Source organism: Chelativorans salis, from assembly GCF_025336525.1.
Taxonomy (GTDB): Bacteria; Pseudomonadota; Alphaproteobacteria; order Rhizobiales; family Rhizobiaceae; genus Chelativorans; species Chelativorans salis.
Window position 1 is genome coordinate 371498 of the sequence record NZ_JAOCZP010000002.1, and the last position, 14382, is coordinate 385879.

General features: G+C 66.4%; 13 protein-coding genes, 1 tRNA gene and 1 riboswitch. Of the genes, 4 read left to right on the top strand and 10 right to left on the bottom strand.

The annotated features are described in order from the left end of the window. Positions 1–109 precede the first annotated feature (109 nt). Positions 110–550, top strand: a complete 441-nt coding sequence (locus tag N5A92_RS07755; RefSeq protein WP_260901526.1) for a YqaA family protein — start codon at positions 110–112, stop codon at positions 548–550. 96 nt (positions 551–646) lie between these two features. Here the strand turns inward: N5A92_RS07755 and N5A92_RS07760 are convergent. Next, positions 647–723 (bottom strand) — tRNA-Ile (locus N5A92_RS07760). A gap of 127 nt (positions 724–850) precedes the next feature. Between N5A92_RS07760 and N5A92_RS07765 the strand changes: the two genes are divergently transcribed. Continuing rightward, positions 851–1573, top strand: coding sequence for an SIMPL domain-containing protein (locus N5A92_RS07765; RefSeq protein ID WP_260901527.1), 723 nt, complete (start codon positions 851–853; stop codon positions 1571–1573). A gap of 76 nt (positions 1574–1649) precedes the next feature. On the opposite strand, the gene N5A92_RS07770 is transcribed toward N5A92_RS07765, so the two are convergent. The 3 genes from N5A92_RS07770 to N5A92_RS07780 all read right to left on the bottom strand — a co-directional run bounded on the left by N5A92_RS07770 (position 1650) and on the right by N5A92_RS07780 (position 2969). Further along, positions 1650–2003 (bottom strand): hypothetical protein, encoded by a 354-nt coding sequence (locus N5A92_RS07770; RefSeq protein WP_260901530.1) that lies wholly within the window; start codon positions 2001–2003, stop codon positions 1650–1652. Between the two features lie 112 nt (positions 2004–2115). Beyond that, complete coding sequence (locus N5A92_RS07775) at positions 2116–2529, bottom strand: ketosteroid isomerase-related protein (RefSeq protein WP_260901532.1); 414 nt, start codon at positions 2527–2529, stop codon at positions 2116–2118. Next, positions 2526–2969 (bottom strand): YcgN family cysteine cluster protein, encoded by a 444-nt coding sequence (locus N5A92_RS07780; protein WP_260902310.1) that lies wholly within the window; start codon positions 2967–2969, stop codon positions 2526–2528. Before N5A92_RS07780 ends, N5A92_RS07775 begins: the two co-directional genes overlap by 4 nt. 186 nt (positions 2970–3155) lie before the next feature. Between N5A92_RS07780 and N5A92_RS07785 the strand changes: the two genes are divergently transcribed. Further along, positions 3156–5336, top strand: coding sequence for an OmpA family protein (locus N5A92_RS07785; protein WP_260901534.1), 2181 nt, complete (start codon positions 3156–3158; stop codon positions 5334–5336). Between the two features lie 257 nt (positions 5337–5593). Here N5A92_RS07785 and N5A92_RS07790 read toward each other — a convergent pair whose 3' ends face one another. The 6 genes from N5A92_RS07790 to N5A92_RS07815 form a co-directional block, all read right to left on the bottom strand. Beyond that, positions 5594–6025 carry a hypothetical protein gene (locus N5A92_RS07790; RefSeq protein WP_260901537.1) on the bottom strand — a complete coding sequence of 144 codons (432 nt, stop codon included), beginning with the start codon at positions 6023–6025 and terminating at the stop codon, positions 5594–5596. Between the two features lie 92 nt (positions 6026–6117). After that, a complete protein-coding gene (locus N5A92_RS07795) occupies positions 6118–7308 on the bottom strand; it encodes an energy transducer TonB family protein (protein ID WP_260901538.1) in 1191 nt (396 codons plus the stop codon). Beyond that, the gene (locus N5A92_RS07800; protein WP_260901540.1) at positions 7305–8087 is read right to left on the bottom strand and encodes an ABC transporter ATP-binding protein; all 783 of its coding nucleotides are present in this window, start codon (positions 8085–8087) and stop codon (positions 7305–7307) included. The genes N5A92_RS07795 and N5A92_RS07800 overlap by 4 nt, the downstream gene beginning before the upstream one ends. Further along, positions 8087–9076, bottom strand: a complete 990-nt coding sequence (locus tag N5A92_RS07805) for a FecCD family ABC transporter permease (RefSeq protein WP_260901541.1) — start codon at positions 9074–9076, stop codon at positions 8087–8089. The genes N5A92_RS07800 and N5A92_RS07805 overlap by 1 nt, the downstream gene beginning before the upstream one ends. Continuing rightward, entirely contained in the window at positions 9073–10113 is a 1041-nt protein-coding gene (locus N5A92_RS07810) for an ABC transporter substrate-binding protein (protein ID WP_260901544.1), read from the bottom strand. The genes N5A92_RS07805 and N5A92_RS07810 overlap by 4 nt, the downstream gene beginning before the upstream one ends. After that, on the bottom strand, positions 10110–11987 hold the full coding sequence (locus N5A92_RS07815) for a TonB-dependent receptor plug domain-containing protein (RefSeq protein WP_260901547.1): 1878 nt from the start codon (positions 11985–11987) through the stop codon (positions 10110–10112). The genes N5A92_RS07810 and N5A92_RS07815 overlap by 4 nt, the downstream gene beginning before the upstream one ends. A gap of 130 nt (positions 11988–12117) precedes the next feature. Then, positions 12118–12324, bottom strand: a riboswitch (cobalamin riboswitch). A 316-nt stretch (positions 12325–12640) separates the two neighbouring features. On the opposite strand from N5A92_RS07815, the gene N5A92_RS07820 reads away from it, so the two are divergent. Beyond that, positions 12641–14293, top strand: a complete 1653-nt coding sequence (locus tag N5A92_RS07820; protein WP_260901549.1) for an ABC transporter substrate-binding protein — start codon at positions 12641–12643, stop codon at positions 14291–14293. The last annotated feature ends 89 nt before the right edge of the window (positions 14294–14382 follow it).

Here is a 14382-nt window from a genome sequence, read left to right on the forward strand (position 1 = left end):
TTCGCCGGAGGACCGTGCCGCCAGGCGGCGGCGGGCCTGCCGCCGCCTCCAGTGCGACTGAGCCGATGAACGAAGGAAGGAAGGGCATGGGGATAAGGACGCGGAACCGTTGATCGCCGCGTCCTTTTCTCTTTTTTTCGCCTCGTTTCTGTCGGCGACGCTCCTGCCGGGGGCGTCGGAACTGCTGCTGATCGCGCTGTTGACGCAGTCGCCGGAGGCGGCCGGCATCCTCGTTGCCGTGGCGGCTGCCGGCAACACGGCGGGATCCGCCGTCAATTATGCGCTGGGTTACTGGATCGGGCGGCCGGTGGCCGAGCGTCTTCCCTTCATTCTCACCAAGAAGCGGTTGGAACAGGCGGAAGGCTGGTTCGGCCGCTACGGCCGATGGAGCCTGCTCTTTTCCTGGCTACCCATTGTCGGAGACCCGTTGACGGCCATCGCAGGGGTGCTGAAAACCGGCTTCGGCCCGTTTCTCGTTCTCGTGGCGCTCGGCAAGACCGCGCGCTACATGGCCGTGGCAGCAGGGGTGCAGGCGGTTGCGCTGTGGTAGGGGGGTGCCTCCTCGTGGAGGGGCGAGACGGCGAGCGAATGCCGACGTGCCGGGGCAGCTGACCAACCTCACAAAAACCCTTGAAAATAAAGGCTTTGGTGGGCCCGGAGGGACTCGAACCCCCAACCAAGCGGTTATGAGCCGCCGGCTCTAACCAATTGAGCTACAGGCCCGGTGTCGCTGAATTAGTGGCTTTCGCGGCTGCGCACAAGACAGGGACGCCGCAATCGATCCATAATCGGCGCTTATCCAATGCCGGCTTCAAGACTCAGGCTTCAAAAATCCAAAAGGAGATTGCCGATGACCCGTTGCTTCATTCCGCTGGCGTTCGCGGTGGCCGTTCTGGCTGTCGCACCGGCCGCCGCCCAGGAAGCCGACGTCGGACCGAAGATCATGGTGACCGGTGAGGGCGAGGCAAATGTCAGCCCGGATATGGCGGTCATTACATTCGCCGTGTTGCGCGAGGCGGAGACGGCGCGCGCGGCGATGGACGAGAACAATGCGGCCATGGCCGCGGTCATCGCAGCGCTGAAGGAAGAGGGCGTGGAGGCGCGGGACCTGCAGACCGGCGGGCTGGCGATCAATCCGCAATATGTCTACCCCAATGAGCGTAACGAGGAGGAGAGACCGCGGATCACCGGCTATCAGGTGACCAATACGCTGACTGTGCGGGTGCGCGACATCGAGAAGGTGGGAGAGGTGCTCGACCGCTCCGTCTCGCTCGGCGTCAACCAGGGCGGCGACATCACCTTCACCAACGACGATCCGGCGGAGGCGCTGAAGGAGGCGCGCACGCGCGCCGTCGAGGACGCGTTCGCGAAGGCGCGCACGCTGGCGGAGGCGGCAAGCGTCTCCCTGGGCGACGTGCAGGAAATCTCCGAGCAGATGAGCGCACCCCCACCCCAGCCCATGGCCAGGGCGATGCGGATGGAGGCGGCGGCCGATTCGTCGGTGCCGATCGAGGCGGGCGAGAACAGCTACAAAGTTCGGGTGAACGTTACTTTCGCGCTGGAGCAGGACTGACCAGCGCCTGAATCCGGCAATGAAAGACGCCGCCGGGGCAATCCCGGCGGCGTTTTCGTTTCGGCCCTGCCTGAGGTTAAAGCGCACGGATGACGGGGCAGTGGGGCGCGCGGGCGAAGACGATGCTGGCGCGGCGGTGATGCCGGACACCGGAGACGCGGATCGCCCGACGACCGACATCCGCCACGCGGGCGTGACGAAGGCCCATGCGATAGGCCTTGTGGATGGCACTGCGGGGCGTGCAGGCGGCAGCATGCCGCGGGCGGTGATGGCGGTAGTAGCGGCTATGGCCGCGGGGCGTGCCGTAGTGGGGGTTTTTATGACCGAAGCTGAAATAGAAGCCGTCGGCCTGGGCGACCGCCGGTATGGCCGCCAGCGTGCCGAGACCTAGAAAGGCCGAAAGGGCGACGATCCCGATTTGGCGAAACATGGCGCTTTCCTCCTGGTTTCGATGCCTGTTCGTCGAAGCGATTGGGGCAACGCTGCCAGAGGGCGCCTGAACTGGGCGCGAACCGGACGTTCATAATACGTTCAGCCGGGCTTCAGCCTTTTTCGAGCTGTGCCTTCAAGGCTGCGCGGTTGAAGCAGTCGGTGAGGCGTGTGACGAGATCGTCGTCGACGTCGAAGAAGATGCCGGCCTGGAGGCGGTAGCTCTGGTCGCGCGCCTCCGGCTGGCCTTCGGCGGTGGCGAGATAGGTGCCGCGCACGGTGAATTCGGCCGCCGCGCGCACGCCGCCGGGGGCGGTCATGATGATGATGTCGGCAAGCTCCTCGCGGAAGTGGCGGGCGTTTTCGGCAAGCCACCAACGGAACTTTTCCTTGCCGATCTGGCGCTCACCTTCGCGGGTGTCGTGGACGACATCCTCGGAAAGGCAGGCAAGCATGGCCTCGTGGTCGCTGGCGTTGAAGGCAGTCAGATAGCGCTCGACCAGCGCCCGCGTGTCAGCCTCGTTCATGGCTCTTCCTCCAAAACATAGGGAAAATAGTCTTCGGGCGCGTCGAGCTCGTCTTCAAGGGCCCTGACGCGGCCGCGCATGGAGATGCCGGCCTCGTGCACGGTCTCGGGATCGCCGGAGATGAGGGGGTGCCACCAGGCGAGATCCTTGCCTTCGGCCACCAGGCGGTAGGCGCAGGTGGCGGGGAGCCAGGTGAGCTTGCGCACGTTCTCAGGTGTCAGGCGCACGCAATCGGGCACGCGCTTCAGCCGCCCGGCATAGTCGTTGCAGCGGCAGGTCCCGGCGTCGAAGAGGCGGCAGGCGACGCTGGTCCAGTGGATGTCACCGGTGTCCTCGTCCTCGAGCTTGGCCAGGCAGCACTTGCCGCAGCCATCGCACAGCGATTCCCATTCGGCCTGGCTCATGGCCTCGAGCGGCTTGGTTTTCCAGAAGGGGTCCATGGCGACGATGTGGCGCGTGGCGGCGCAGAGGTCAAGCAAGGGGCGGAAAACACTGCCCTAAAAGGTGCCTTTGCCGTGTTCTCAAGAGGGGAGGAGCCATTTCCGTCGCCGGGCGAAGGGAACCAAAAGGAGGGTTCGCCGATTACATGCGCCGAAGGGATGCTCCTGTTCAAGGAGACAGAATAGATGAAAAACACAAATCAATTCCTCGCCGGATCGGCGCTCTACCTCATGATGATGGCGCCGATTGGCGCTCAGGCGGACGGTGGTCTGGCGCCGGCAAATGGCGGTGAAGCACCGCTGATGCTGGCACAGGAGGAGGCTCCGGCCGAGCCTGAAGCCGGCGAGGCGCCGGCGGGTGCAGCCGAATGCCCCCCAGGCACCGCGCCCGTAGACGGCGAATGCGCGGCGGTGGAGGAAGAGGCTCCCGCCGAAGAGGAGGCGCCGGTTGAGGAAGCGCCGGTTGAGGAAGCGCCCGTCGAGGAGGCTCCGGTAGAGGAAGCTCCGGCGGAGGAGGCGCCTGCCGAAGAGGCTCCTGCCGAAGAGGCTCCGGTAGAGGAAGCACCTGTCCAAGAAGCGCCTGTCGAAGAGGCTCCGGTCGAGGAAGCGCCTGCTGAGGAGGCTCCCGCCGAAGAAGCTCCGGTTGAAGAGGAGCCGCCAGCGGAGATGCAACCGGCCGAGCCCGAGGCTGCGCCATCTGCAGAACCTGAGGCGGAGATGCCGGCCGAGGAGGCGCCCGAGGCGGAAGAGCCTGCGGCTGAAGAACCCGTAGAGGAAGAGCCGGCCGCCGAAGAGCCTGCTGCCGAGGAACCTGCCGACGGCGGCGAGGCCCCTGAGGAGGCGCCAGTGGAGGCAGCACCCGAGGATGAGGCGCCTGCCATGGAGGAAGCGCCGGCCGATGCTGGTGAAGCGGAAGAGCCCGAGGCCACCGAAGAAGCGCCTGCCGAGGAGGCGCCCGAGGCCGGTGAATGCCCGCCCAACGCCGAAATGACGGAAGCCGGCGGGTGCGTCGTCATAGACGAGGACGTTCCGCTGGAAGAGCAGCCTGCCGAGGAAGCACCTGCCGAGGAAGCGCCGGCGGAAGAGGCCGCACCGGCTGAGCCGGAAGAGGCACCCGTCGACGAGGAAGCGGAGGCGGGTGAGGAAGAGGTGTCGCCCGAGGACGCCGCCCCGGTGCTCGACAGCCAGAAGGAGACGACCGGCGAGGGTGAGGAACAGCCCGTCGAGGGCGAGGAGCCTGCCGAACAGGCCGAAGAACCAGTCGACGACGCCGAGGAACCTGCCGAACAGGCCGAGGAACCGGCCGACGAGGCGCCCGAGCAGCAGGCGGAAGAGGCGCCGGTGCCGGAGTCTGACGAACAGGCCCAGGAGGAACTTGTCGATCCGCAGCAGGTGCAGGAGGCAATCCGCGCGCTTGTCGAGGAGGAAGGGCAGCCGATCGAACTTGGCGATACGCCCGAGGACATCCGGGTGCAGCGTGCCGAACTCTATCAGCGGCGCGAAGAGGTGCGCGTGGTCGAGGAATACAACGACAACCGCACAATCGTGGAGATCAACAACAACATCTACGTGCAAAGCCCGGACTACGACCGCATCGCGCTCCAGGATGACCAGGTTTACTACGAGGAACTGCGCGGCGAGCGCGTGCGCGAGGTGATCGAGCGGGCCGACGGCACGCGCGTCATCACCGTGCGCAACCGCTATGGCGACGTGATCCGCCGCGTGCGGGTGCTGCCGGATGGAAGAGAGTACGTGCTCGTTTACGTGCCGGAAGAGCGCTACGACGAGGTGCTCTCCTTCGAGGACCCGACGTACGGCCTGCCGCCCTTGCGGCTCACCATCCCCGCCAGCGAGTACGTCCTGGAGGCCGACCAGGTCGAGGATCCGGACCGCTACTACACATTCCTGCAGCAGCCGCCGGTGGAGCCGGTGCGCCGCCTCTATTCGCTCGAGGAGGTGAAATATTCGGCCCGCGTGCGCGACACGGTGCGGCGGATCGACCTCGACACCATCGAGTTCGAGTTCGGCTCGGCGCGTATCGAGGAGAGCGAGATCGCCGATCTCGAGGCGGTGGCCGAGGCGATGCTGAGGATGCTGGAGGAGAATCCGGCGGAGACCTTCCTGATCGAGGGTCACACGGACGCGGTCGGCTCGGAAACGGCCAATCTGGCGCTTTCGGACCGCCGCGCGGAGGCCGTCGCTGTCGGGCTGACGAACGTCTTCGGGGTGCCGCCGGAAAACCTCGTCACCCAGGGCTATGGCGAGCAGTACCTGAAGGTTGCGACGCAAGAGCCTGAACGGGAAAACCGCCGCGTCGCCATTCGCCGCATCACGCCGTTGGTGACCCCGGTGGCGAGACAACAGTAAGGGGTTTCCCGGCCCCGTTCCCCGAGCCTTGGGGACGTACGGGAAGGAGCCCGGCCGGCCATCCCTCCGCCGGCCGGGCTTGTTTTGGTGGGGGGCGGGCAGCCCTTCCGATTTCCGACGGTTGGCTTTCGACTAACACTACAGTTGCGTTTGCGTCGCGCCCCCTCTGGCAGGCCAGAGGGGGCGAAGGGCGGAGATATTTCCTGTGACGATAATGCCAGGGTGTTGAAACCGCGCGTGACGGGCCCCAACAGCCCCTACGGCAGCGGGATCTTCGGGTCGATCTGCCGCGGCGGTCGCCTGACCTCCGGCAGGGTTACTTGCGGCGGCGTGCCGCGCAAGGGGCGGCAGGTGGGATAGATGCCGGTGCTGCCTGGCGGGCAGGCGCCGCGCACTGTGGGCCGGCAGCTCGGGAAGACGCCGAAGGTGCCGGGTGGGCAGCGTGAGCTGACGACCGGGCGGCAATTGGGATAGATGCCGAGGGTGGCGGGCGGGCATTCTGCGGGCGGTGCCGGACTGCAGTGTCTGCCGATGGTAGTGGTGCCGGGCGGGCAGCGCTCGGTGGCAGACCGTTGGGCGTGGGAGGGGGAGGAAAGCGCCGCGGCGGCCAGGAGCGCCAGAGCCGCAGCGTAGAAAGCAAGGTGCTTTCGCCGCCGCGCAGGCGCCGTGCTCGCGGTATTGCCGTGCATGGCAGTGCGGCTCCTGGCCACAGCGTTTCTCCCGATGACCGGATTGAAGGTGTGGGCGCCGGCTTCTCCGGTCAAGGGTTTCCGGGCTTTCCCTACTGTTTGAAGCGGAGGGTGACGGAGAAGGTGATGGTGCGGTCGCCGACGCCCTCGGGCGGGCGCGGATAGGGGGCGGCGCGGCGGGCGACCGCCAGCGCCTCCTGGTCGAGGATCGCGTGGCCGGAGCTGCGGGCAAGCTGCGCGCCTGAAAACCGGCCCCGCCGGTCTATGGTGATCGACAGGGCGGCGGCTCCCGCCGCGCCCTGCCGGGCGGCCCCGGAGGGATAGCGCTTGTGGCGCTCGACGTGGCTCAGGAGCCGGCGTGCGTAGGCGGCCTTCTCGCCGGCCGTTGCGCCGCCCTTGCGGCCGGCGTTGGCAGCGGGCGCTTGCGTGCTGGCCTGGACGGGTGCCTTTTTCGCGGTGGGTTTTGCCGGGGCCGCGGCCTGGCTGCGGGGCGGTTTTCCCGGCGCCTTGCGGGCGGGCTTGGTGGGTGCTTCCGCCTTCACCTGCGGCTCGGGCCTCGGTGTGGGGACGGGGATATTCTCGCGCGATAGGGCGAGGGCGGTTGCGGTCTCCGGCGCGGGCTCTGCGACGAGCTGCGATGGGGTTTCAGCCGGCTCCGGTAAGGCCACTTCGGGAGCTTGGTTCTCTTGTGCTTCGGTGGGCCGGATATCTTCCGTCGCCTGCTGCGGCTCTATGGTATCGGCCGGCTCGCCTTCCCCGGTTGAAGCGGTTTCGGCTGTCGTAGGGGCTGTCTCCTCGGCGGGTAGGGGAGAGTGCGCGATGTCGGCCTCCACCGCCTCTACCGGTTGCGACGTAGGGTTTGCAGCCGGTTTCTGTGCGGCCTCCGGCTCCGGCGTCTCCACCGCCTCGCCTTCCACTGGCCTGGCCGGCGGCGCGGGGGGTGCTTCCAGGATGATCTCGACACTGATGGCGTCGTCGGCCGCTTCCAGGCCCTCCCGGGCCATGCCCTCGCCGAGATAGGCGAGCACGGCGGCGTGCACCGCCGCCGACAAGCTGAGCGCCACGATAAGGCCGAGGGAAAGGGCGCGGGCCCTCTTCGCCGAAAGGTAAAGCGGCGGTGCGGCGGCCGGGAGAGCGGGGGCGGCCTCCTGTGGCGGCGATCCGTGGGGTTCGAGGGGCGGAGAGGGGGCGGCATCGGTCCGCGGTGCGGAGGGCGGGGGGGCTTCCACCGGCTCGGCGTCGGCGATCTCGCGTGTGCGGGCGGTATCGGGCCAAGCGATCATGGCGCACCTCCGTCCGTCAATCCGATGGGGGCCAGGATGAGGCCGCCCTCGTCGCGCGTGATATGGGCGGCGACGCCGTAGATGGCGGCGAGGTTTTCGGCGGTCATGACGGCCTCGGGAGCGCCTTCGGCGGCAAGGCGGCCGTCCTTCAGCATCACCACGCGGTCGCACCAGCGGGCGGCGAGCGTGAGGTCGTGCAGGGAGACGAGGATGGCGCGGCCCTCGCCGGCGAGCCGGGCGAGCGCGCGCATCATGGTGATCTGGTGTGCGGGGTCGAGGCCGGAGGCGGGCTCGTCGGCGATGAGGACCGGCGTGTCCTGGGCGACGGCGCGGGCGGCGAGCACCCGCGCCTGCTCGCCGCCGGAAAGCTCCGTCGCCGGGCGGTGGGCGAGGTGAGCGACGTCCATCAGGTCGAGCGCGCGAGCGACGATCTCCGCGTCGTGCGGTCTCAGCCGGGCGCCGAAGCCGCGCCAGGGCAGGCGGCCGAGGCCGACGAGATCTCCGACCATGAGGCGCCAGCCGATGATGCGCGACTGCGGGAGATAGGCGAGGAGCCGCGCACGGGCGGCGGATGGGAGGGCGGCAAGGTCGTCTGCGCCGAGGCGCATCGTGCCTGAGGCGGCGATCTGGCCGGCGAGTGCGCGCATGAGGGTGGATTTGCCGGCGCCGTTGGGGCCGAGGAGGCCGACGACCTCGCCCGGTTCAACCGTCAACCCGACCCCGTGCAGGACGGGACGGCCGGAGAGTGAGACGTCGAGGTTTTCCACCGCAAGGCGCATCAGAACACCTCCCGGCGCGCGCGCACGACCAGCCACAGGAAGAAGGGGGCGCCGATGAGGGCGGTGAGCACGCCGACATTGAGTTCACCAGCCGGCAGGACGAGGCGCACGGCGACATCCGCCGCGAGCAGCAGGGCAGCGCCGCCGAGGCCCGCCGGCAGGAGGAGGCGGCTCGGCATGCGGGTGGTCAGCGGGCGGATGAGATGCGGCACGACGAGGCCGACGAAGCCGATGGTGCCGGCGACCGCCGTTGCCGCGCCGACCCCCAGCGCCACGCCGGCGACGATGAGGAAGCGCGTGCGCGCCATGTGGATGCCGAGGCTGGCGGCCGCCTCCTCGCCGAGCGACAGGGCGTCTATGGCGCGGGCCGACAGCGCGATGAGCAGCCAACCCGCAGCCATCAGCGGGAGCGCGAGCCAGACATGCGCGATCGACCGGTCCTTGAGGGAGCCGAGCAGCCAGAAGATGATCTCGTAGCTGGCGAAGGGGTTGGGCGAGAGGTTGAGCACCAGGGCTGTGAGGGCGCCGGCGAGGCTGGAAAGTGCCACGCCGGCGAGGATGAGGGTGAGTGTGGAGCCGTTGCGGGCGGCGAGCGCCATCAGGAGGAGGACGGCGGCAAGGGCGCCGGTGAGGGCGCCGGCCGGAAGCGCGTAGAGCGCGCTGCCGGCAAGGCCGGAATAAAAGACGGCGACGGCGCCGAAGGCGGCCATGGCCGAGACGCCGATGATGCCGGGTTCGGCCAGGGGGTTCCGCAGGAAGCCCTGCAGTACGGCGCCGGCCATACCGAGCGTGAAGCCGATGCTCAAGCCCAGCAGGGCGCGGGGCAGGCGGATTTCGCGCATGATGATCGCCGCCGCCTCGCCACCGCCGGCGAAGAGGCCGCGCACGCTTTCCGAAACGCCGAGTTCGGCGGGGCCGACGGCGAGCGAGGCGAGGAAGAGGGCGAGCGCCAGGAGGGCGAGCGCCAGGTTGAGGGCGAGGGGCTTCATGGCGATGCCTCGCAGGATGCGATCTCCTGGCGCAGCGCGTTAAGCGCCTTTACCGCCTCCAGCACCGCCGGGCCGCCGCAGGACCAGCTGCCGCGCGGCACGAAGGCGCCGATGCGGGTGGCTGGCAGCGCACGAAGCGCCGGATGGCGCGGCACGAAGGCGCCGAGGGAGGGGGCGTCGCCCTTACTGCCGGGCACGATGACGATGTCGGGCTTTTTCTCCACCACCAGTTCCAGCGGGAAGGGGGCCATGCCCTCGACGCCCTCCTCAGTGGCCAGATTCTTGAAGCCGGCGGCGGTGAGCACAGAGTCCGCCAGCGTGCCCTTGCCCAGCGCCACGCCGTTCTGCTCGTAGGCGAGGGCCGTCGGGCGCGGCCCGCACTGGCTGGCCTCCACCTCGGCAAGGCCTGCCTCGAACTCGGCGGCCATCGCCTCGGCCTCTTCTTCGCGGCCCAGCAGCTTGCCCATGCGGCGGATGTCGCGGGGAATGGTGTCGAGGGTCTGCACGAAGCTGAATTCCTCGACGCGGAAGCCTAGCCGCTTCAGGAGCTGCGTGGTGTTGTGAAGCGTGTAGGTGCCGGTGACGACGAGGTCGGGCCGCGCCAGGAACACATCCTCCGCCATGCCGCGGTTGACGGGATAACGCTCGGCCTCGCGGTGGAGCGGCGAAAGGTCCGGCTCACGCGCCAGGAAGGAGACGGAAACGAGCTGGCCGGGGGCGGCGAGCGCCATGGCGAGCTGGTCCGTACACACGTTGAGCGACATGACGCGGGCGGGGGGCTGGGCGCCGGCAGGGGCTGTCAGCGTTGCAAGCGTGAGGAGGGCGGCCGGGAGGACCGAGGCGCGGTCTCCCCCCTTGAGGGGGAGATGGCTGCGCAGCAGCCAGAGGGAGGCGCCCGATCGAAGTGTGCGGCGCAGGCGGGGAAGGTAAGCGTTGAGTACGGCCGAGAGGACCCCACCCGTCCGGCCGCCTTTGGCGGCCGTCCACCCTCCCCTCAAGGGGGAGGGGAAGCGCGAGGGGGCGGCCTTTTCACTCATGGCCCAAACTTAGCCTTGAAGCCGGCGAAGACGGAGAAGTCCGGTGTGCCGAAGCCGCGGGCGGTCTGGTACTCCTGATCGAGGATGTTTTCGGCACGCACGTAAAGCTCCGTGTCTTCCGTGGGTTTATAGGCGATCTTGGCGTTGAGGAGGACGTAGTCATCGAGAGATGCGCCATCGGTATCCACCGTGTCGACGGCGATCTTGCCGGCGGCGGAGACGGTCCATTTCTCGGCCGGTTTGTAGGCGGCGGTGAGGCCGACGGCGTGGCGCGGGATGCGCGGCAGGCGCGTGCCATTCTGGTCCTCGGCGTGGGTATAGGTGTAGGAGCCGCCGAGTGAAAGCTGACTATTGATCCGGTAGGCGAGCGAGGTTTCGACGCCGCGGGATTTCGAGGTGCCTTCGATGCGCTGATATTGGCAGGGCCAAGCGCCAACCGGATAGCAGTCGATCATGTCATCGACCGTCAAATGGAAATAGGTTACGTCGGCGATTAAGTTGCCGCCCAAAAGTGTCTGCTCCACACCCAGGTCAAAGCTAAAACTAGTCTCCGGTTCCAAGTTTGGATTGCTGACCGTATCTCCAAACATTTCGTAGAGGCTCGGTGCCCGAAAGCCCGTTCCGACCGATGAGTGGATTCTCGTCCTGCTGTCTGCAAAGAGGTAGGAACCAGTGGCGCGATAAGTGGTATAACCTCCAAACTCTGAATGCTGATCATGACGGATGCCGGCTGTGACCGTGAAGTTTTCGATTGGTGCGGCTGTTAGCTGTCCCCAAATGCCGGTTATGGAAAAGTCTTCTGTTACGTCCGGAGAAAATTCCGGGGAACCAGGAAAAAATGCTTCCTGACTCTCGTAGTCAGCTCCGGCTTGGACCGTAAGCTGTTCATTGACGTCGAAGGCGCCTTGGTAGTCAGCCTTATAGCGTTTTCCCTCGAATACTGTGTCGCCGAATTCCGTGCTGATGGTCCGCTCCAGATCGAAAGCTTGTACTGAAAAGGTATTGCGAAAGCGCCCGTCCATGAGATCGAGATTGAAACCAGCGCGGCCAGCTAGCTGGCGAGATAGATTCTTGTTGAAGAGATCATCGACTGGAGGTGTAACAAAGCCATTATCGAACTCCGCCTCCGCGTCGATGAAAAGCGCCGACCCAAACACCGAGAACATATCCGAAAATTCGTGCTCTCCGGCGACATCCAGCGTGACGTTCTCATAGCCGTCGCGTTCTGCGCCGGCGTCCGCCGCCGAGATACCGTCGGTGTGGAAGCCGGTGGCGTTGAAGGAGAGGCGGGAGCCGCCGGCGGCGGCGCGCAGGCCGTAGGAGGCGCGGGCGGTGCCGTGGGAGCCGCCTTCGCCGGCGAGGAGGTGGGTTACGCCCGGATCGATGTCGCCCAGGGTCGACATGCTTATGACGCCGGCAATCGCGTCGGAGCCGTAGAGCGTGCTTTGCGAGCCGCGCAGGACCTCGATCGAGTCGATGCCGCTTGAAAGGAGATACTGATAGGAGGTTTGGACCTGCGTGTTGGTGGGGTCGGAGATGTCGATGCCGTTATAGAGCGTCTTGACGTAGCGGCGCGGGGCGCCGCGGATGGCGAGGCTGGTTTCCGAACCGGGGCCGGGCGAGGTGATGGAGACGCCCGGCACCTGGTTGAGGTAGTCGGTCACCAGCGGCTGCGCCTGCTCCTCGATCTCTTCACGGTCGATGCGTGTGACAGACGATCCGGTCGTCGACAGTTCCATCGGCGTCCGGTTCGGTGTGATGACGATCTCGCCCAGTTCGAGATCCTGGGCGGCGGCCGGTTGGCCGGCGGCGAATGCCAGCGAGATGGCTGAAACGGTGATGAGGAAGAAGGATTTGTTCAAAGATGCGATCATGATGCCCCTCCGCAGTATCCCGATTGATGCTGGAGGGAACGGACGCCTTTGTCGGCCGCAGTTTCCGCCAGCGATGACACGTCGTCCGCCACCACTGCGAAAACCACAGCCCCGGAAGCTGCCCGCATCCGGACGGTGACGACCCGAGGCAGGTTTCCTGGCTCGCGCTTCTCCGGCTTTCCCGCCTTCCCAGGCCGCTTCAAGCCCAGTGGCATGTGTGGAAGCCTCGGCGCTCACAGTTGCGGGAGCAGCTACGGTTGGGGCGGAATTGGCCCTCCCGTATTCCCTTTTAACCCCGGCGGCAGGCCGCCCGGGCACCTCTGGCACGAGGGCAGGATTATCAATCGCCCCCGATGCCGTCAATCAGTCGGGCGGGCGCTGCGCAGCAGTGTCGGGGGCGGCGATTTTCCGGCTTGGCGGGAACAGACATGTTCGTGCCGCAGAATCGTTGGAGGCTATCGCTTTTGCGTCATTTCTGTCGTATTTCCGGCGTTCCGGAGCGTGTTCAGGAAGCACACTGCGGGAGCAATTTGTGGGGGACGGTTTCACAGCAAGTTATTTTGACAAGCCGGTGCGGATGCGGAATGCTAGCGCACGGTCAGACCCGTGGGTGATTGGGAAGAACACGCAAACGAACAAATGGGAGTGCGTCGATGAAATTCTTCAAGAGCAATGGCGGCCGTGTCCCGGAGCGAATAGCGGCGCTGGCGGAGAAGGCGAGAACGGACGGGATGGACCGGCGCGAGTTCCTCGCGCTGGCGAGCATCTTTGGCGCCACAACGGCGGGTGCCTATGCCATGGCGGGGCTGGCGGCGCCGGTCCGGGCGCTGGCGCAGGAGCCGAAGAAGGGCGGCGTCCTGAACGTTGCGATGTGGATCAAGGAAAACAAGGATCCGATGACGGCCGACTGGTCGGAGATCGCCAACGCCATGCGCCAGACACTGGAGCCGCTGGTCAAGTATACGCGCGACTTCACCTTCGAGGGCCGGCTGCTGGAAGGCTGGGAGGTGAATGAGGACGCGACGGAATACATCCTCAACGTGCGCCAGGGCGTGACCTGGAACAATGGCGACGACTTCACCGCCGACGACGTGATCTACAACATCACCCGCTGGTGCGACCAGAGCGTCGAGGGCAATTCGATGGCCGCGCGCATGTCCTCGCTCATTGATCCGGAGACCAAGAAGGCGCGCGAGGGTGCCATCCAGAAGGTGGACGACCACGCGGTGAAGCTCGTGCTGCCGGAGCCGGACATCTCCATCATCGCCGGCTTCGCCGACTATCCGGGCCTTATCGTGCATCCGAGCTTCGAGGATACCGGCCGCGACTTCGTGGCGAACCCGATCGGCACCGGGCCGTTCGAGCTGGTCTCCTATGAGGTCGGCAACCGGGTCGTCTTGAAGCGGCGCGAGAACGGGACGTGGTGGGGCGGCGAACCCTATCTCGACGGCATCGAGTTCATCGACTACGGCACCGATCCCTCCGCCATGGTCTCCGCCTTCGAGGCGGGAGAGATACACACCAACTACGAGACCAGTGCCGACTTCGTCGACATCCTCGACTCTCTCGATCTCGTGAAGTCGGAGGTGGTGACGGCGGCAACCATCGTCGCCCGCACCAATGTCAACAACGCGCCTTATGAAGACCAGAAGGTGCGCAAGGCGCTGCAGCTTGCGGTCGACCCCGCCACGGTGCTGGCGCTCGGCTACGGCAATGCCGGTGAACCGGCGGAAAACCACCATGTCTGCCCGATCCATCCCGAATATGCCGAGCTTGCGCCCTTCGCGCGTGACGTCGAGCAGGCCAAGGCGCTGATGGAAGAGGCCGGCCAGACAAACTACGAGCACGTGCTCATCACGGTCGACGAGGACTGGCACAAGAACACGGGCGATGCGATTGCCGCGCAGATCCGCGAGGCCGGCTTCAAGGTGAAGCGCGAGGTATTGCCGGGTTCCACCTTCTGGAACGACTGGACGAAATATCCCTGGTCGATGACCAACTGGAACATGCGTCCGCTCGGCATCCAGGTGGTGGCACTGGCCTACCGCACCGGTGAGGCATGGAACGAGTCGGCCTATTCAAACCAAGAGCTTGACGCCATGATCGACAAGGCGTTGACCATGCCGGACCCGGACGAGCGCCGCACGGTGATGAAGGATATCGAGCAGCATATCCAGGATGCGGGCATCATCATCCAGCCCTACTGGCGCAAGCTCTACAACCATTCCGTTCCGGCGGTGAAGAACCACGGTATGCACCAGACCTTCGAGATCGACCTGCACGAAGTGTGGCTCGACGAGGCCTGAGGCTTGTGACGAAAAGCGCGAGGGGCCGGCGACGGCCCCTCTTGTAATGACCAAGAATAAAACAACAACCCCCGAATGGGGGAAGGGGA